This window comes from Prevotella melaninogenica, assembly GCF_003609775.1.
Lineage (GTDB): Bacteria > Bacteroidota > Bacteroidia > Bacteroidales > Bacteroidaceae > Prevotella > Prevotella melaninogenica_A.
Window position 1 is genome coordinate 541,686 of record NZ_AP018050.1, and the last position, 19,547, is coordinate 561,232.

General features: G+C 44.3%; 9 protein-coding genes. 8 read left to right on the forward strand and 1 reads right to left on the reverse strand.

Annotation, left to right across the window (positions count from 1 at the left end; all coding sequences use genetic code 11):
* Positions 1–13: 13 nt before the first annotated feature.
* The 6 genes from PMEL_RS08935 (at position 14) to PMEL_RS08960 (ending at position 13,562) form a co-directional block, all read left to right on the forward strand.
* The gene (locus PMEL_RS08935; RefSeq protein ID WP_120174984.1) at positions 14–1,327 is read left to right on the forward strand and encodes a Fic family protein; all 1,314 of its coding nucleotides are present in this window, start codon (positions 14–16) and stop codon (positions 1,325–1,327) included.
* Between the two features lie 163 nt (positions 1,328–1,490).
* Entirely contained in the window at positions 1,491–2,156 is a 666-nt protein-coding gene (locus tag PMEL_RS08940; RefSeq protein WP_120174985.1) for a WG repeat-containing protein, read from the forward strand.
* A gap of 948 nt (positions 2,157–3,104) precedes the next feature.
* On the forward strand, positions 3,105–4,403 hold the full coding sequence (locus PMEL_RS08945) for a hypothetical protein (protein WP_120174986.1): 1,299 nt from the start codon (positions 3,105–3,107) through the stop codon (positions 4,401–4,403).
* A gap of 198 nt (positions 4,404–4,601) precedes the next feature.
* On the forward strand, positions 4,602–8,093 hold the full coding sequence (locus PMEL_RS08950; RefSeq protein ID WP_120174987.1) for a glycosyl hydrolase family 95 catalytic domain-containing protein: 3,492 nt from the start codon (positions 4,602–4,604) through the stop codon (positions 8,091–8,093).
* Between the two features lie 81 nt (positions 8,094–8,174).
* Positions 8,175–11,993, forward strand: coding sequence for a glycoside hydrolase family 2 TIM barrel-domain containing protein (locus PMEL_RS08955; RefSeq protein ID WP_231999463.1), 3,819 nt, complete (start codon positions 8,175–8,177; stop codon positions 11,991–11,993).
* A gap of 351 nt (positions 11,994–12,344) precedes the next feature.
* On the forward strand, positions 12,345–13,562 hold the full coding sequence (locus PMEL_RS08960; protein WP_410524637.1) for an MFS transporter: 1,218 nt from the start codon (positions 12,345–12,347) through the stop codon (positions 13,560–13,562).
* Positions 13,563–13,582: 20 nt separating this feature from the next.
* Here the strand turns inward: PMEL_RS08960 and PMEL_RS12250 are convergent, their stop codons facing one another.
* Positions 13,583–13,744, reverse strand: a complete 162-nt coding sequence (locus PMEL_RS12250; protein WP_172586784.1) for a hypothetical protein — start codon at positions 13,742–13,744, stop codon at positions 13,583–13,585.
* 809 nt (positions 13,745–14,553) lie between these two features.
* On the opposite strand from PMEL_RS12250, the gene PMEL_RS08965 reads away from it, so the two are divergent.
* Together PMEL_RS08965 and PMEL_RS08970 are read left to right on the forward strand one after the other, a co-directional pair.
* Entirely contained in the window at positions 14,554–17,682 is a 3,129-nt protein-coding gene (locus PMEL_RS08965) for a SusC/RagA family TonB-linked outer membrane protein (protein ID WP_120174989.1), read from the forward strand.
* 22 nt (positions 17,683–17,704) lie between these two features.
* Positions 17,705–19,318, forward strand: coding sequence for a RagB/SusD family nutrient uptake outer membrane protein (locus tag PMEL_RS08970; protein ID WP_120174990.1), 1,614 nt, complete (start codon positions 17,705–17,707; stop codon positions 19,316–19,318).
* Positions 19,319–19,547: the final 229 nt, after the last annotated feature.

Sequence of the window (19,547 nt, forward strand, 5' to 3'; positions counted from 1 at the left end):
AAAACCCTAACGTATGGAAATAGAAAGACCTCCACATATTGATAAGAAAGAATTACTTTCTGTAATGCTTCGCTCTGAAAGTATTCAAATAGGTAATATGATTGATAAAATCAATGAGACCTTTGAATATTGGGATTCGGTAAAGTATAAGAAGTGCCCATCAGGTTGCACTCCTCAACAGCTATGGACCTATGTAAAAGCTGCAAGATTAAGAAGTTCTATAACGATATGGGATAAGTATGGTGTAAGTTTAAGCCTGACGAATTCGATGCAGAAGATATGCCACCAATTTGATATGTATTTGAGTGGTAGTAAGGGGAATAACTCACCTATCGACGCTAACAACAAGGAGCAGTACTTAGTAAGTTCGTTGATGGAAGAGGCTATCTTCTCAAGCCAAATGGAGGGAGCTACAACAACAAGAAAAGTAGCAAAGGAGATGCTTCGTAAGAAGATGACTCCAAGGGATAAGTCCCAGCAGATGATTCATAACAACTATCAGACCATACAATATATTGTAGAGCATAAGGACGAACCTTTGACAGAGGAACTATTGTTACAAGTACATCGCCTTATGACTGATAATACGATGGATAATCCCGAAGATGCAGGACATTTCAGGGGTAACGATGATGTTGTTGTGGAGAATGGTATCACTCACGAAACGGTACATACTCCTCCTTCTTATAAGGAGATTCCGCAATTCATAACAGACCTTTGTGTCTTTTTTAACGACGAGAATCCTCGCCAATTCATACATCCTATTATTCGTGGCATCGTTATCCACTTCATGATTTCATTTGTTCACCCTTTTGCTGATGGCAATGGGCGAACAGCAAGGGCAATGTTCTTTTGGTATATGTTAAGGCAGGAATACTGGTTGACAGAATATCTGTCGATATCAAGAGTCATAGCAAAGTCTAAGAAGTCATACGAAAAGGCTTTTCTTTATACTGAGGCTGACGGAATGGATATAGGCTACTTTGTTGCATACAATTTGAAAGTGTTGGAGCAGTCATTCCAGCAACTACAAGATTACATTACAAGGAAGCATGAAGAGATGAAAGCAGCAAGCCTATTCCTGCGTTTGGGTAACTTCAACGAGCGGCAGGCACAGATTATCAAGCTATTTGCTGATGATCCTAATGCGTTAGTAACAATTAAGGATTTGGAGATAAGGTTTGGAGTAAGTCCGACAACAGCAAAGACTGATATCATCGGTTTGTTAGAAAAGGAACTTGTTGCTGAAATTCCATTGAACAAAGTCAAAAGAGCCTATGTTAAAGGTAGTAAGCTGGTTGAGTTAGTTGACAAGTTGACAAGTTGACGAGTGAACAAGTTATATGTTTCGTAAGCACCTCGTTAACTTGTTAACCATTCAACGATATGTTATAGTAAATTAAAAGATTTGTAGCATATTTGCTTGTTATTTGTTATTTTATTACTTTTGAAAAGAAAAATGACTAATCCTAACTAACTATTATCTTACGATGAAGAAATTAAGGTTTATTGTTCCCATCTTAGCTTGCTGTTTGACAGTACCCTTTTTGTCATTTACTGATGATAAAGATTCATATTTAGTCTTACAAGTCGATACGACTCAAAAGTATGAGGAGTATAGTTACGTTAACCAAAAGGGTGAGATGGTAGTGCCTTATAAGCGTTACCCACTCTGTTATACTGATACAATCCGTACTATTGGCTTTGTGTTTAAGTCGGATGTGGGTTGTGTTGCTATCAATACTCAGGGGCAGGAGCTGTTTAGGGTCTACATGGCGGATAATGGTAATGACCGTCCTGTTGATGGGCTTTTCAGAATCTTAGATGAGAGCGGACAGAAGATGGGCATTGCGAATATGGAAGGCAAGGTTGTTGTCAGTCCGAAGTATGATGCAATCTTCCCATATCATGACGGTTTGGCAGCTGTGGCAGTGGGGAGTAAGGAAGTGCGACCAGCTGATGACCCAGAACATGAATATACTGTTGGAGGTAAGTGGGGCTTCATAGATAAGCAGGGCAACGAGGTTGTGCCATTGGAGTATGATAGCATTGCTAACCATCGCCGCGTTGTGAATGGCAAAGCTATGGTGTTGAAAGGGGGAAAGTGGAGCAGCCTCACCCCCAACCCCTCTCCGAAGGGAGAGGGGCGTGATTAGCGTGATACCCCTATCGTTTAGGGAAACCTTTTAGTCATTCTTTAGCAAATTGTTTCCAGCACTCCCCCTCTCTGTAGGAGAGGGGGGTGGGAGGTGAGGATTTTGAAATATTCTTACAAAAACGAGGATGAATATTGGTAAAAAGGCTAAAAATTAAGCGATTTTGGTGCTTTTGTAAGTTGTTAGCTATCAAGATGTTATAGAGAGGCATTCTAAAAGGTGCTTAGTTAGACTTCAAAAGGGCGTTAGTTAGATGCTTAAAGGGCATCTTTTGCAAGCTTATTAGGCGTTTATTTGAATGCTATTTATGCCCTTTTGTTTTTTAATGTTTGAATTATATTTACAATACAGCGTGTACGCATAAGGCGGCACGAGCATAAGACCGAATATACATAATGCATATCAGTCATCATGTACATAATGCGCACAAAAGGAAATGCGTATAAGACCGAATATACATAATGCATATCAGTCATCATGTACATAATGCACACAAAAAGAAAAATTCGTAAGCCAGAATATACATAATGACTGCTCTTTTATCATTTTGTTTCTTTGTTCTTCTGTTACTCTGTCTTTTTTACGAGCAACTTGTTTCTTTGTCCTTCTGTTACTCTGTCTTTTTTACAAGCAACTTGTTTCTTTGTCCTCCTGTTATTCTGTCTTTTTTACAAGCAATTTGTTTCTTTGTCCTCCTGTTATTCTGTCTTCTTTACAAACAACTTGTCAACTCGTTCACTCGTCAACGCGTCAACTTGTTACCCAATTGTTAAAAATATTAAATATTGTATTTGCAACAATGAATATTTGAAAGAATATGTTTATATTTGCTGCCGACTTTATGAAGTAAACGACTCCTTATTGATAGGACCTAAAAATAAAACCTAACGGTAGACAATAAACAACTATTTAAAAAATAAAACAAAAACCAATTATTTATTACAGATTATGAAGAAAATCTTTACTCTACTTTCATTGTGTATGGTCGCAATGACAACTTTCGCTCAGTGGGTTTCAGCTCCTGAGAGTGGAAAGAAGTACTACATCGCTGTTGGTACCAGCAAGGTCGGTTACATCACAGCCAATGGTGATGGCGAGAAGTTGACAGCTAAGGTAGCTTCTCAGGGTGACGTAGAAAAGCAGGCTTGGACTTGTACAAAGGGTGAGAACGATATTTGGTCATTCACTCTTTCAGTAGAAGGCGAAACTTGGACAATGTTTACCACAGAGGGTAATCGTCTTGCAGCTGGTACAAATCCAGGTGAGAACTTCAAGGATTACACTGTTGTAGCTCATGATGACGACCCTTCAGCTGCTTATGGTGCTATCAAGATGATTGCTGGTGAGGGTGCAAACTCTTACGTAAACATCTATGGTGGTCAGGAGTTAGGAAAAGAATATGGTCCTTGGGCTGATGGCGATAATGGTTCTAAGGTTTACTTTATCGAGGCTTCTGAGGTAGATATTCCACACTGGAACTATGATTTCACTATCTTCGACAAGAACAACAACGAGTCTCGTTACTTCATCCAGTTCAATAGAGTAGCAGCAAATAACCCAACATTTGGTCCTACTGGTTTGAATGGTCTTACTGGTAACAAGTTGATTCTCTCTGTAGATAACGATACATTGATCACAGACTCTCTCGTAGAGAACGACGTAAACTTCCGTCATAAGGTATGGCACGTAACAAGCTTCGATGCTGCTACCAATCAGATTGTTCTTGTTAACGAGGCTGGTCAGTACATCAAGTACACTGATTTAGCAGCAGAGATGCCTGGTGGTAACGATATGTATAAGAAGAACGATGCTGGCGAGTGGGTACGCAACGGTAAGAGCGGTGGTGGTAAGATGACAGGTGCTTTCATGGCTACTACTGAGCCACAGACTCTTTACATCTTCGACAGCAACAAGGGTAGCGAGGTTTACTCTATCGGTGTAAGCAGCGACAGAACACAAAGAGAGTTCCTCAACGCATGGGGTAACGTAGGATGGCACCACTTCATGGGTAAGTGGGAGGTTAACGATCCTAACAACGCCCTCAAGTTCATTCCAATCACTGATGTATTGACCGACGAGCAGATTGCAGCTATGGACGCAGCTACTGGTATCTCTAACGTTAAGGTACAGGAGAAGCAGGCTGACGGTTATGTTTACACCCTCGATGGCCGCATGGTAGCAAAGAGCCTCAATGGTCTTGCTAAGGGCTTGTATATCGTAAATGGTAAGAAGGTTGTTGTGAAGTAATTCGCAATAAATAAATTAAGGGGCTGTATCAAAAGCAAGGATGCACATGTGCGTGCGTCCGCCAGCAGGCTAAGGATAGATACACGACACGTGTTTTTCTACAACTTGCCACTGACACTATTTTGATACAACCCCTTTTTGTCTTATAATATAAATCTCTATAATTTAAACTATCTCAATATCTTTTCCTTTACTCCTATGAATATCTGTAAGAGTATTTGTGCTGCTTTCCTCTTGTCTGTCGTAAGTGTCGGACAAGTTTTTGCACAAGGTTACCCTCGCATCAGTACCAATGGCAATGAGCATTGGTATTACGTTAAGTATCTTCGTTCTAACAATGTGTTAGAAGAAAAGGGCAATAATGTAAATTGCCGTACTGCTGTTCCACAAGTCATGAGCAGTGACAAACAGTTGTGGAAGGTAGTTGCTGATGAAGGTTTCGCTACCAATAAGAAATATAAGTTGATAAGCAAGAGCGGTCGTACCCTTTATATCAATGGTACAAACCCTTATAGCTCACGCTTTATGGCAGCTACATCGCCAACGGATATCACTTCATTCCATATCTTCCAGAGCATGAATAATAGCTTTGGTATGGGTTCATTAGAGTTGGCACCAGACTCTACTAACAGTCATGCGATGAACCAAGTGGGTGAGATTAAGGCAGGACAGGAGATTGGATTGTGGGATAAGGGAGATATCAACAACGTGTTAACCTTTGTCAGCAAGGATGAGATGGTGTTCCCATATTATCTCCCTACGACTTCAACAGCTGCAAATCCTGTTTATTATTACATTCAGTTCCAGACTGGTAACTGGCTCTTGAGTGCTAAGGGCGAGAAGGCTACCTGCCAGACAGCATCGTTGCATACGGGTAATGTTGACGATATGCTTTGGCGTGTGTCTGAGAATAACGGTAAATATGCTTTTGTAAGCAAGAGCGGAAAGATACTTTATATCAACGATTCATACCTCAATGCATCAAAGGAGCGCAGCTCTAAGGATACGCTCTTTACGATGGTTGAATCAAAGAACGCCTTGGGTGGCTTCGAGATTGGTAAGTCTACCTATGGTCGTAACTTCTTTAATATGTACCAAGGAGCTGGTGAAGGCAAATATATCAGCTTCTGGGATTTAGGCGATGGTGGTAATGTGGTTCGCTTTGTGCCAGCAGAAGAGTTGGTGCCAGTAACAGGTATTGCTACATTCAACCCAGCCAACAAATATACGCTTTGGTACACAAAGCCTGCAACGAACTGGATGACCTCTTGTCTTCCTATCGGTAACGGTCAGTTTGGTGCCACTTTGATGGGCGATGTTGCCATTGACGACGTACAGTTTAACGATAAGACCCTTTGGAGTGGTAAGCTCGGTGGTCTGACAAGTACTTCTGCTTATGGCTATTACCTTAACTTTGGTAATCTTTATATTCGTAGTCGTGGTATGACAACGGTGACAGACTATGTTCGTTACCTTGATATCAACGATGCCGTAGCAGGTGTGAAATACACGATGGATGGCGTAGAGTACGATCGTACTTACTTCGCAAGCAATCCTGACAGTTGTGTGGTAGTTCGTTACACAGCCTCACAGAATGGTAAAATCAATACAACACTTACGTTGAGAAATCAGAACGGACGTAACGTAAGTTATACCGTTGATAATAACAATCAGGCAACAATCACCTTCGATGGTCAGGTAGGTCGTCAGAATGATTATGGTGCAACAACACCAGAGAGCTATTATTGTGCAGCGCGCATCGTGACAGATGGCGGTACAATCACTAAGAACGCAAAAGGCATTATTGAGGTGAATGGGGCTAACAGCATGACTGTTTACCTCCGTGGTTTGACCGACTTCGACCCAGAAGCACCAGAGTATGTGTCTGGAGCTAACCGCCTTCCAGCTCGTGCAACAGCAACTGTTAATGGCGCACAGACAAAGGGTTACGATGCATTGTTTGCAGCACATAAGACCGATTATAAGTCACTCTTCGAGCGTTGTCAGCTCACCCTCGGTGACATTAAGAATAATATTCCAACCCCACAGCTCATCAGCAACTATCGTAACAACCAGCATGACAACCTCTTCTTAGAGGAACTCTACTTCAATTATGGTCGTTACCTCCTTATCAGTTCAAGCCGTGGCGTATCGCTCCCAGCTAACTTGCAGGGTATTTGGAACGACAACAACACCCCAGCATGGCACGCTGATATCCATGCGAACATCAACGTACAGATGAACTATTGGCCTGCTGAGCCAACCAACCTCTCTGAACTTCACCGCCCATTCCTCGACTATATCTATCGTGAGGCGTGTGTGAAGCCTACATGGCGTCGCTTTGCACAGGACATGGGTCACGTGAATACAGGTTGGACTTTGCCAACAGAGAATAACATCTATGGCTCTGGTACTACCTTTGCCAATACCTATACCGTTGCTAATGCGTGGTATTGCCAGCACTTGTGGCAGCACTACACCTACACAATGGATAAGGACTTCCTTCGCACAAAGGCGTTCCCTGCAATGAAGTCGGCTGTTGAGTATTGGTTTAAGAAGCTCGTGAAGGCTGCTGATGGCACCTATGAGTGTCCTAATGAGTGGTCGCCAGAGCACGGACCAACAGAGAATGCTACTGCACACAGCCAGCAGTTGGTTTGGGACTTGTTCAATAACACACGCAAGGCAATCGATATCCTCGGTAATGACGTAGTGTCAAAGACATTCCGTGATGAGCTTGCAAAGTATTTTGAAAAGCTCGATAATGGTTGTCATACAGAGGTTAATCCAGCCGATGGCAAGACTTATCTCCGTGAGTGGAAGTACTCTTCACAGTTTAATAATCCAAGCAAGATTGGTGTAAACGAGTATAAGGCACATCGCCACATCTCACATCTTATGGGTCTTTATCCTTGCACACAGATCAATGAAGACGTTGATAACACAGTCTTTGAGGCTGCACGTGCTTCTCTGATTGCCCGTGGCGATGGTCACGGAACAGGTTGGTCGCTCGGTCATAAGATTAATCTCAATGCCCGTGCTTACGAAGGTCAGCACTGTCATAACCTTATCAAACGAGCTTTGCAGCAGACTTGGGACACTGGAACTAACGAGGCAGCGGGTGGTATCTATGAGAACCTTTGGGACGCTCATGCACCTTATCAGATTGATGGTAACTTCGGTTATACAGCGGGTGTAGCAGAGATGTTGCTCCAGAGTCATAATGATAAACTCGTTATCCTCCCAGCCTTGCCAACAATGTTCTGGCAGAAGGGTTCTGTAAAGGGCTTGAAGGCAGTGGGCAACTTCACTGTTGACATCGATTGGGATGCAACGAAGGCTACGAAGGTACAGATTGTTTCAAACATGGGTACCACTTGTGTGGTGAAGTATGCAGGTGTTGCAAAGGACTATAAGGTGACAACTACAGACGGCAATGCCGTGGCTGCGACACGCATCAGCGATGACGAAATCAGCTTCCCAACAGTGAAAGGCAGTGCATACCTTCTTGTTCCTAACACCGCAAACGCTATCTCAACTGTTCAGAGCAGTCAGGACGGAAAGGTTGTTTCGGTAGACTACTACAGCCTTGACGGTACAAAGGCAAGCTCATCACAGAAGCGTGGTGTACGTATCAAGCAGATGAAGTATAGCAACGGTGCAACAAGTACTAAAAAAGTAATCAATTAATTACGTTATATATTTAACCCACACTTCGACTTTGGTTGAGGTGTGGGTTCAACTCAGCATAAATATTTATCTCTCAATTATATGAAAACAATTAGAAACATTGGTCTTCTCGTATTCTTACTGACCTTAGCACCAACCGTGCTAAGGGCTGGCACATGGGGTGCGAAGCCTGAACACGGTAAGACCTATCTTATCTCTTTGGGGTATGATAACAATAGTGTGCTCACACCTTACAGGTATTCTTGGTTAAGAGACACGGGACTTGCGTTCCAGACTTACACTGAAGGCAACGACTCACAGAAGTGGAAACTCATTGCTGTTGCTGGTAAGTCTGACTGCTATCAGTTTGTGAATGCTGATGGTGAAGAAGCACTTGACATGGCACTCAACGACCCAAATAAAACATGGGGATGGCCTTGTTTGTGGCGTCAGACCATCACCAATCCTAATCAGCAGGTCTATATCACAAAGAACGGCAATGGTTATCGTCTCAGTGCGGTATCAGCAAAGAACGGTCAGACCTATTACATAACAACTGGTTCTATCTCTTCTGTCAACGGATATTACTGTGGTTATGAGAACGGTGAAGCCTCTGCCGCTACACTCCAGTTTAAGGAAGTGCCTGCGGTTGTTATCCCTGAGGGAGGCGACTGGGAGAATGCAAGGATCTATGAGCGCAACAAGGAGCGTGGACACGCAACCTATATGCCTTACCCATCAACAAAGGCAATGAAGGCAGATGGTCAGCGTTATGACAAGCCTTGGTTGGAGCCAACGGGTGCAAACTACCTTAGCTTGAATGGTACATGGAAGTTACGTTGGAGCGAGGGTCCTAAGCCTGTCTTGCTTGGTAAGGACGACTTCTGGGGCGATGGCGTTAGCACTGAGGGCTCAGTGTGGAACGATATCAATGTTCCTTCTTGTCTTGAGATGAATGGCTATGGTGAGCCAATGTATGTGAATGTAGAATATCCATTTGAGGATCGCCAGCCATACATTCGTATGAAGGCAGGTTTGAAGAACTCAGTGGGTTCTTATCGTCGCGATTTCAACTTGCCAGAGGGCTGGGAGAATAAGCGTGTCTTCCTTCATTTTGATGGTATCTACTCTGCTGCTTACGTTTATGTAAATGGCAATGAGGTGGGTTATACCGAGGGAGCAAACAATGTCAGCGAGTTTGATATTACTAAATACGTACGCACGGGTAAGAACAATGTTGCCGTACAGGTGATTCGTTGGAGTGATGGCTCTTATCTTGAGGGTCAGGATATGTGGCACATGAGTGGTATTCATCGTGATGTTTACCTTGTGGCTACACCAAAGACTTACTTGGCAGATCATTATATTAAGTCTACTGTTACACCGGGTGCTACAACCGTTGCAACGGGTAGCGCAGCTACATCCGTAGAGCTTACCGTATGCAATCGTGATAAGACAGCAGCGCAGAAGACCGTTACTGTTACGCTCTTCGACCCATCTGGCAAGGAATTAAAGAAGATGAAGTCTGACTTTGTCTTTGCTGCTGGCGACAGCTTGAAGACACAGACTGTTGACTTCGGAACGCTCTCTGGCGTAAAACTCTGGTCGGCTGAGACCCCAACCCTCTACACCTTCACCTTCAGCCAGTCGCAAGACGGCAAGGAAGAGGAGGCTTTCTCTACAAAGTATGGATTTAGAAAGATTGATCTTAGCAAGGGTTATCTTGAAGTGAACGGCCGTCGTACCTACCTCAAGGGTGCTAACACACAGGACACTGACCCATTGCATGGTCGCACCTTCGGTACTGATCTCATGTTAAAGGATATCACATTGATGAAGCAGTCTAACATGAATACCATCCGTACCAGCCACTATCCACGTCATGCGAAGATGATGGCAATGTTCGACCACTATGGTCTCTTCGTTGTTGATGAGGCTGACATGGAGCTTCACAAGAACTGGGATGGACCGAAGACTATTATCAACAACAGAGATTGGACTGGTGCTATCGTTGACCGTAACGTACGCAATACCCTCCGCGACCGCAACCACCCAAGTGTTGTCTTCTGGAGTTTGGGTAACGAGAGTGGCTCTGGTTTGAATATCATGGCGGCTTACAACGCTGTGAAAGAACTCGACAACCGCTATATCCACTATGAGGGTTCAACCCGTGACAAGGCTGAGGGCACTGATATTCACTCTGTCATGTACCCTGCAATGCACGACTGGCGTAGCGGAACAACGGGTCCTGTGACTTCTGATGTGAACCATCCAAACACTAATAAGCCTTACTTCATGTGCGAGTATGCACACGCTATGGGTAATGCTGTGGGCAACTTGCGCGAATATTGGGAGGCTATGGAAGGCTCTGCAATGGGCGTTGGTGGCTGTATCTGGGACTTTGTTGACCAGAGTATCTACTCTTACGATGCTATTCGCAACAACCAGTTGACACAGAATGGCTTCCCTGCTTATATCACTGGTTTCGACCGTCCGGGTCCTCATCAGCATAACTTCGTCAACAATGGTTTGGTGAATGCAGACCGTGCTTGGAGTGCTGAGTTAGACGAGGTGAAGCGTGTTTACCAGTGGGTAGCCTTCGATTTGAATACAACAAGCCGTCAGGTGAAGTTGACAAATAAGTATCTCGATCGCAACCTCGACCAGTTCTATCTCAAGTGGACCCTCCTCGTTGATGGTAAGCCAGTACAGGATGGTACCTTCAAGAAGCTCAACTGCGCTGCTGGTGCTACACAGACTGTTGATTTGAAGTATAACACTGCTGCCTATGCAGGTAAGGAAATCTTCCTCAACATCGGTCTTTATACAAAGGATGCAACACTCTGGTGCGATCGTGATTATCCTGTTGCTCAGTTCCAAAAGCAGTTAGCAGCTGGCGCAACAACCCTTGCTGAGGTTGATAATACTAAGGCGGATGCACTCCACGCAACCCATAATGCAGATGGTGGTTACACTTATGCAAACGGCAAGCAGAAGGTGACATTCGACAAGCAGGGTAATATCACTGAGTGGTCATACGATGGTAAGAACCTCTTTGTAACAAATGAAGGTCCACGTTTCGAGCGTTATCGTTGGATTGAGAATGATGGTCCGATGGAGGCTTATAACAATGGTCCTACCGATAATGGCGTAACTTCACAGACTGCAACCTTCCAGCTCTCTGGCGATGGTAAGACAGCAACAGTGAACGTTAACCAGAACGGCAACTATTGCAAGGCTACTTATAAGTACACTGTCAATGCTAACGGAACCATCGACCTCACCAGCTCGTATGAGGCACAGGGTAATGGCGCAAGACGTTTAGGCTTCAGCCTGAACTTCCCAGAGGAACTCTCTAAGGTAAGCTATTATGCACGTGGTCCATTGGCTAACTATGTTGACCGTCTCGACGGTTCAGACTTCGGTGTCTACGAGACTTCTGTAAAGGATATGTATGAGCCATTCGCACACCCACAGAGCAACGGCAACCGCGTTGGTCTTCGTTGGCTTACCCTCACAAACAACGAGGGTAATGGTGTGAAGGTTGAGACAGCAGGCGATGTAGCCTTCTCTCTGACTCCTTGGACAGAAAGAGAGATGCGCGATGCACGTCACGAATGGGAGTTGCCAGCAAGCAATCGCACCGTAGCTCACTTTGATGCTATCCAGCAGGGTGTCGGTAACGGCTCTTGTGGTCCTGGCCCATTGAATGAGTATAAGGTTCAGCAGGGCAAGAAATACACTAACACCGTGCGTTTCATCCCTTTTTCAGAAGCGGCAGATGATACCGCAAACGGAATCTCTGCCGTAGTAAATCCAACAGCAACAACAGCACAAGTCTACGACCTCTCGGGTCGTAGACTCCCTGAAGCTCCTGCCAAAGGACTCTATATTCAGGGCGGTAAAGTTATAGCAAACTAACGTACTACATGCCAAGTTCTATGGACTTGACAGTAGGGTAGGGGCGCACGAAGTATTCCTCTGTAATCATCATGTTGACGGATGTATGCCTTGTGCGTCTTTACATTTCAAAGCGGTAATTCCACTGGTTAACTAAAATATTCTAATAATAGGTTTGTCTTTCGCCTAAATCATGACAATAAAGCTGCGCTCTTTTCGTTCTCAACAATGGTGCTGACGGCAGGCACATGATGTGCGGATGGTATGCACCACTTGTGCTGACGGCAGGCACGCTTTCAAGAGGATACTCCGAAGGAGAGCGAAAACGCTTATGACTTTATCAGATAGAAATAAAATAAAAATATCTTTATTATGAAACAAAAAAGTAACTTTCTATTTCCTTTAGCCATTATTGGCTTATTCTTCTTCTCTATTGGCTTTGCCTTGGGTATCAACTCTTACCTGATGCCAGTATTGGAGAAATCAATGAATATCTCTGGTGCAGCATCAAGTTTGCTGCTCGCAGCAACCTTTATCCCGTTCCTCTTGTTCGGTATTCCTGCAACACATTGTATTAAGGCAATCGGCTATAAGCGTACAATGGCTTTGTCATTTGTCATCTTTGCTGCTGCCTTTGGTTTGTTCATCCTTGCTGCTAAGCAGAACTCTTTGACATGGTTCCTCATTGCGAGCTTCGTCAGTGGTGCTGCTAACGCTGTTTTGCAGGCTTCGGTCAATCCTTACGTGACCATTCTTGGCCCTATGGATTCAGCCGCACGTCGTATTTCTTGTATGGGTATCAGTAATAAGTTGGCTTGGCCTGTTACAACACTCTTCATCACTTTGGTGATTGGTAAGGGTATCGGCGATACACAGCTTAGCGACCTCTATATGCCATTCGGTATCATCATCGGTATCTTCTTGCTCTTGGGTGTTATCGCGTTGATGGCTCCACTACCTGACGTGAAGGCTGCAGGTGAGGACGATAGCGAGAGTAGCGACGAGACAGCAGCTAACTCATACGCTGACGGTAAGACAAGTATCATGCAGTTCCCACACTTGTTGTTGGGCTGTTTGGCTCTCTTCCTCTATGTGGGTGTAGAGACTATTTCGCTCGCAACGGCAACGGGTTATGCTCAGTCATTGGGCTTGGAAGGCGATAACTACGGATTTATCCCATCTATCGGTATGATCGTGGGCTATATCTGTGGTGTAATCTTCATCCCACGTTACCTCTCACAGGCTGCAGCAATGCGTATCTGTGCTATCGTAGCCCTCGTGGGTAGTGTGGCAGTAGCAGTCGTTCCAGATCCAGTAATCTCTGTTTATTGCATCTTCTTGATGGCGTTAGGCTGTTCACTCATGTGGCCAGCGTTGTGGCCTTTGGCAATGGCAGACCTTGGCAAGTTCACTAAGTCGGGTGCTTCCTTGCTGACAATGGCAATTGCTGGTGGTGCTGTTATGCCTTGGTTGCGTGGTTTGGTACAGGATGCAACGTCTTTCCAGACCTCTTATTGGGTGAGCGTTCCTTGTTTCCTCTTCATCCTTTACTACGGAATGGCAGGATATAAGATTCGTACAAAGAAGTAGGGGGTTGAGGAGTTAAGGAGTTAAATGCGAGGAGTTAAGGAGTTAAATGGAGTTAGAGGAGTTAAGACAACACCGTCTACACTTGTTTTTTTGCCTAATATAATATTCACTTCTTTCTTTTCTCCACCTCCGTATTGTAAATAAAAATCAAACCTTAAAAATAAAAAGGGCGTTAATTCCATTCGAATTAACGCCCTTTTAGCTTGCAAAAGATGCCCTTTTGAGGTCTTACTAACGCCCTTTTGAAGTCCAATTAAGCACCTTTCGAAATTGACTCTCACAACTGTTTGATAATAAACTACTTATATTGACATTAAAAATACATGTTTTTAGCTCTTTTTCTCGCCTTTTTATCGGATGATTTGTAATAATATTTCAAACCTCGGTATTCAAAGTTTTAAGCTTAAAGTTGCGGTGCATTCTCTCACAGAACTCACAGATAAACAGATGACACAGAAACCTCCCCCAACCCCTCCAAAGGAGGGGGGCTGCCTAACGGATAGTGGGTAAACTAAATCAACTAACCTGCAATAGCTTTACACTTCATATCATAATTATGACGTACTGATGAGAACTCAGTTCGAATAATTTTGACTTATGAATTCTGAATTACAATAGTAATCATGAGTATGGATTATGAACTCTGAATTACAATAGTAATCATAATCATGAATTATGAACTCTGAATTACAATAGTAATCATAATTATGAATTGTGAATTATGAATTGTGAATTATCACTAATCATAATTATGAATTATGGATTATGGATTATGAATTACAATAGTAATCATAATTATGAATTGTGAATTATGAATTATGAATTAATAGAGGATTATGAATTATGAATTAATAGAGGATTATGAATTTTGAATTCCGTTAACTACTTGTGTGCGTGAACAATACTTCATATTGAAAAAAAAGAAGTTTTCTTTTGGTGTTTATTGTATAAACGACTATATTTGTAGCATAAACCTAAATCAATAGAATATATGTCTAATTTTATGAAAGTAAGTCAGAACCGCAGAAAGCACCCACCATTTGTTAGTGGTCGCTTAGCTTTCTCTTTTGCACTTGGGTTGATGGCGTTTGCACCGTCCCCAGTATTAGCCAATGTGGATGCGAACACGAGTATGAGTGTTCAGCAGCAAAAGCAAAGTATTAATGGTGTGGTAAAAGATGCTAATGGCGACCCTGTCATTGGTGCTTCTGTACTGGCAAATGGTACTCCAGTAGGGGTGACCGACATGGATGGTCGCTTCTCAGTCTCTGTTGCTCCGGGTACGGAGTTGAAGATTAGTTATGTTGGTTTCGCCACTCAGAGCGTCATGGTGAGAAGTGGTGTGACGAACTATAACATTACCCTAAAGGATGAGAACAGCGCCTTGAGCGAGGTTGTTGTTGTCGGTTATGGTACACAGAAGAAGGCAAACCTCTCTGGTTCTGTTGCACAGCTTGATAGTAAGGCACTCGAAAACCGCCCTATCTCTAACGTGTCTTCAGGCTTGCAGGGCTTGCTTCCGGGTATCACGGTGACCGGAGCTGACGGTGCACCGGGTTTGGATAATGGTACGATTCTTGTGCGTGGTGTGGGAACATTGAACTCAGCTACGCCATATATCTTGATTGATGGTGTTGAAGCAGGAACATTGAACTCGCTCGACCCAGAGGATATAGCGAGTATTTCTGTCCTAAAAGATGCTTCTTCAGCAGCCATCTATGGTTCAAAAGCATCTAATGGTGTGATACTGGTAACTACAAAACGAGGACAGAATGGTGCGCCAAAGGTTAGTTATTCAGGTTATTTTGGTATTCAGAATGCAACAGCCTTGATGGAAAGGATGAACTCTGCCGATGCCGCTTACTATTATAATAAGGCATTGGAGCGTAGTGGTAAGGCTGCACGTTTCTCTGATGAAGCGATTCAGAAGTTCCGTGATGGTTCAGACCCTTACAACTATCCTAATACAGACTGGTACGATCTTGCATTCAAGACAGCTTGGCAGAACCGCCATAGCGTGAATGTTACAGGTGGTAACGAGTATGTGAAGTATCTTGCTTCTGCAGGTTATCTCAAGCAGAGCAGTATTCTTCCTAATGCAGGTCGTGAGCAGTTTAATGGTCGTGCAAATCTTGACATGGTGTTGTCAAAGCGCATCACTGCCCATCTTAACCTCTCTTATATCCAAAACAACTACCGCGATGCAAGTAGTGCATACGCTGGTGGTAGTAGCGATCAGATTATTCGTCAGCTGAATATCATCGCACCTTGGATTGTGTATAAGTACGAAGATGGTACATACGGTACTGTTTCTGATGGTAACCCAATGGCTTGGCTGGAGTCAGGTATGACCGTAAATCGCAACAACCGCAACTTTACGGGTATGTTGGGTATTGACTATCAGATTTTTAATGATTTGAAGTTGACGCTGCAGGGTGCATACGTTGATGCTTCTCAGCGTTATTCTTACTTCCAAAAGTTCATTCAGTATAACCCTAATAAGGCATCTGACCCTAACAAATTGGAGATTGCTCACTATGACTGGCACCGCACAACCTTCGATGCATTCCTGAACTATGACAAGTCATTTGCGAAGCATAACTTCAAGGCTATGCTCGGATGGCATACTGAACGCTATAAGTATCTGCCAGATTGGATGTATCGTAAGAACTTCCCTAATAATGAACTTACCGATTTGAACGCTGGTGATGCTTCGACACAACAGAATGCTGGTAACACTCGCGAGCTGGCGATGGTGTCATACTTCGGTCGTCTGAATTACGATTATGCAGGTCGTTACCTCTTTGAGGCAAACTTCCGTTCTGATGCTTCTTCACGCTTTGCGGAGGCTCATCGCTGGGGCTTCTTCCCATCATTCTCAGCTGCATGGCGTATCTCTGAGGAGCCATTCATGGAGAGTTCAAAGTCATGGTTGAATAACTTGAAGTTGCGTGCATCATGGGGTCAGTTGGGTAATCAGGATGCTTTGAACGATTACTATCCTTGGATGAATACTTACAACCTCAATGCGAAGTATCCATTTGGTGGTCAGCTCACTCCGGGTTACTATCAGGGTAGCTATCACCTTGAGACTATCTCTTGGGAACGTTCTACTACATGGGGCGTTGGTCTTGACTTTACCCTCTTCGGTGGTTTGACTGGTTCGTTGGATTACTACAACCGCAAGACGACTGGTATCATCATGGACGTATCTGCTCCAGCAGAGTTTGCACTCGGTGCTTACAAGGATAATATCGGTGCATTGCGTAATCAGGGTGTGGAACTCTCATTGGCTTACGCAAAGCAGTTGAACAAGGATTGGACAATCAATGTTGGTGCGAACTTCTCTTACAACAAGAATAAGATTCTCTACTTGGGTGAGGGAACCGAATATGTTGTAGATAAGGATAACCGCAACCGCCGTACAGCTATTGGTCAGCAGTACAAGAGCTATTATATGTACAAGGCAACGGGTAAGTTCTTCAACTCACAGCAGGAGGCTGACGACTACACAGCGAAGTATGGCAACCCATTCGGACGTAAGTTCATGGCGGGTGACCTTATCTATGAGGACACAAACGATGATGGTAAGCTCGATTCAAACGACCGTATCTACACCAAGCATACGGATATCCCTGCAATTACTTACGGCTTCAACCTTGGTGCAACATGGAAGAACGTAGACTTCTCTATGATTTGGCAGGGTGTTGGTGCTGTATCTCATATCTACAACCGTGAGGTTCTTGGTGAGTTCTCTGGTGATGCCAGCCACCCTTCAACACTGTGGAAAGACTCATGGACAGACGACAACCACAATGCTAAGTTGCCACGTGTATTCGAGACAGGAAACAGCCCAAGCGACATGACTCGTGCGATGTCAACCTTCTGGTTGTGGAACACAGCTTACTTGCGTTTGAAGACTTTGCAGTTGGGTTACACCCTTCCAAAGAGCGCACTCAAAGCAGTTGGTCTTGAGAAGGTACGTATCTACTATGCAGGTGAAAACCTCCTTACCTTCGATGCATTACCATTCAATATTGACCCAGAAGTGACCAGCGAGCGTGGATCATCTTATCCATTGCTGCGTTCACATTCTATCGGTATCAATATCACATTCTAACCGTAAATACCCGATATACATTATGAAAACTGTAAGAACATATATATTAGCAGGTGTGGCTGCTCTTGCGCTCACATCTTGTAATGACTACCTTACCACTGTGCCGAAGGATGCAATGTCGCCAGCTACAACATGGAAGACGGGCGACGATGCTGAGAAGTTCCTCGTGGGCTGTTATGATGGTTGGGAAGAAGGTGCAGCTCTGCTTTATTGGGACGCTGGCTCTGACTTTGCGTACAACAACTTCCCTTGGGAAGGCTTTACCAATATCGGTAATGGTTCGCTCTCACCATCGTCTCCGGGCTGGTCGTTCTACGATTATACCATCATTGGTAGATGTAACACCTTCCTTGAGAATGTTGATAAGTGTGTCTTCAGCAGCGATGCAGTGAAGAAAGACCTCGTTGCGCAAGTGAAGGCTATCCGTGCTTATAACTATTTCCGCATGGGTTTCCTCTATGGCGGTGTGCCAATCGTTAAGCCTTTCACCAGTGCTCAGGAGGCACGCGTGCCACGTAATACGGAGCAAGAGGTGAAGGATTTGGTTTTCAAAGACCTTGATGAGGCGATTGCTGACATCAATACGTCTCCTGCTGCACGTGGACGTATCGCAAAGGGTGCTGCCTTAGCAATGAAGATGCGTGCTGCCCTCTACTGGGGCGACTATCAGAAGGCGAAGGATGCTGCTCAGGCTATCATCGACTTGGGTAAGTATGAGCTTGATCCTGACTATACCAACCTCTTTAAGTTGGCTGGTGTTGACTCAAAAGAAATCATCCTTGCCGTACAGTATAAGAGCGGTACTCGCCCAATCGGTACCATCGGACAGCTCTATAACAATGGCGATGGAGGTTGGTCATCAGTGGTTCCAACACAGAACTGTGTCGACAACTATGAGATGAGTAATGGTATGACTATCACTGAGGCGGGCTCAGGCTATGATGCAACCCATCCTTTCCATGGTCGTGATCCACGTATGGCAATGACGATTCTCTATCCCGGTTGCGACTGGAATGGTGCGGTCTTCAATACCCTCGACGAGAATGTCAATGGTAAGAAGAATCCTAACTATCCAACCAATGCTGCTAACTCTTCTAAGACTGCCCTCACATGGCGTAAGTACTTAGACCCAATGAGTCAGTATGCTGATGTATGGGACACAGAGGCTTGCCCAATCGTCTTCCGTTATGCTGAGGTTCTTTTGACATGGGCTGAGGCTGAGAACGAGTTGAATGGTCCTTCTGCCAATGTCTATACAATGATTGACAAGGTACGTACCCGCGTTGGTATGCCTGCCGTTGACCAGACAAAGTATAACACTAAGGACAAGCTCCGTGAGCTGATTCGTCGCGAGCGTGGCTCAGAGTTCGCTGGTGAAGGTCTTCGTCGTGCTGATATCTTACGTTGGACAAGCAATGGTAAGATGGTCGCAGAGGCAGTATTGAACGGTCCATTGAACCGCATCACAGGTACTGTTAACACATCCGTTACCGACCCAACTATGCGTGCCGTAGTCAGTGGTAGCAGCAAGGTTGAGGATCGTACGTTCCAAACCTTCAACAGATACCTGCCAATCCCACAGTGGAATATCTCTGATAATCCTAAGTTGGAGCAGAATCCGGGGTATGCGAAGTAAGGGAAAGATGAGGTAACGACCCCTTACCCAAAAACCCTCCAGCCTCACCCCCAACCCCTCTCCGAGTGGAGAGGGGAGTGATTAGCGAGATACCCCATGTGAGAAGTTTACGAGTTGCGTGTATATACGCTTCTTCACTTTGTTTCTCCTATCGTTATCCGCTACTCTATTTTGTAAATAAAAATCAAAGAATGAAAAATAAAAGGGCGTTAATTCCATTCGAATTAAC

Coding starts and splice junctions, on each gene's coding strand:
- PMEL_RS08965 (WP_120174989.1), top strand. CDS start 14,554: ATGTCTAATTTTATGAAAGTAAGTCAGAACCGCAGAAAGCACCCACCA.
- PMEL_RS08970 (WP_120174990.1), top strand. CDS start 17,705: ATGAAAACTGTAAGAACATATATATTAGCAGGTGTGGCTGCTCTTGCG.
- PMEL_RS12250 (WP_172586784.1), bottom strand. CDS start 13,744: ATGGAATTAACGCCCTTTTTATTTTTAAGGTTTGATTTTTATTTACAA.
- PMEL_RS08955 (WP_231999463.1), top strand. CDS start 8,175: ATGAAAACAATTAGAAACATTGGTCTTCTCGTATTCTTACTGACCTTA.
- PMEL_RS08960 (WP_410524637.1), top strand. CDS start 12,345: ATGAAACAAAAAAGTAACTTTCTATTTCCTTTAGCCATTATTGGCTTA.
- PMEL_RS08950 (WP_120174987.1), top strand. CDS start 4,602: ATGAATATCTGTAAGAGTATTTGTGCTGCTTTCCTCTTGTCTGTCGTA.
- PMEL_RS08935 (WP_120174984.1), top strand. CDS start 14: ATGGAAATAGAAAGACCTCCACATATTGATAAGAAAGAATTACTTTCT.
- PMEL_RS08945 (WP_120174986.1), top strand. CDS start 3,105: ATGAAGAAAATCTTTACTCTACTTTCATTGTGTATGGTCGCAATGACA.
- PMEL_RS08940 (WP_120174985.1), top strand. CDS start 1,491: ATGAAGAAATTAAGGTTTATTGTTCCCATCTTAGCTTGCTGTTTGACA.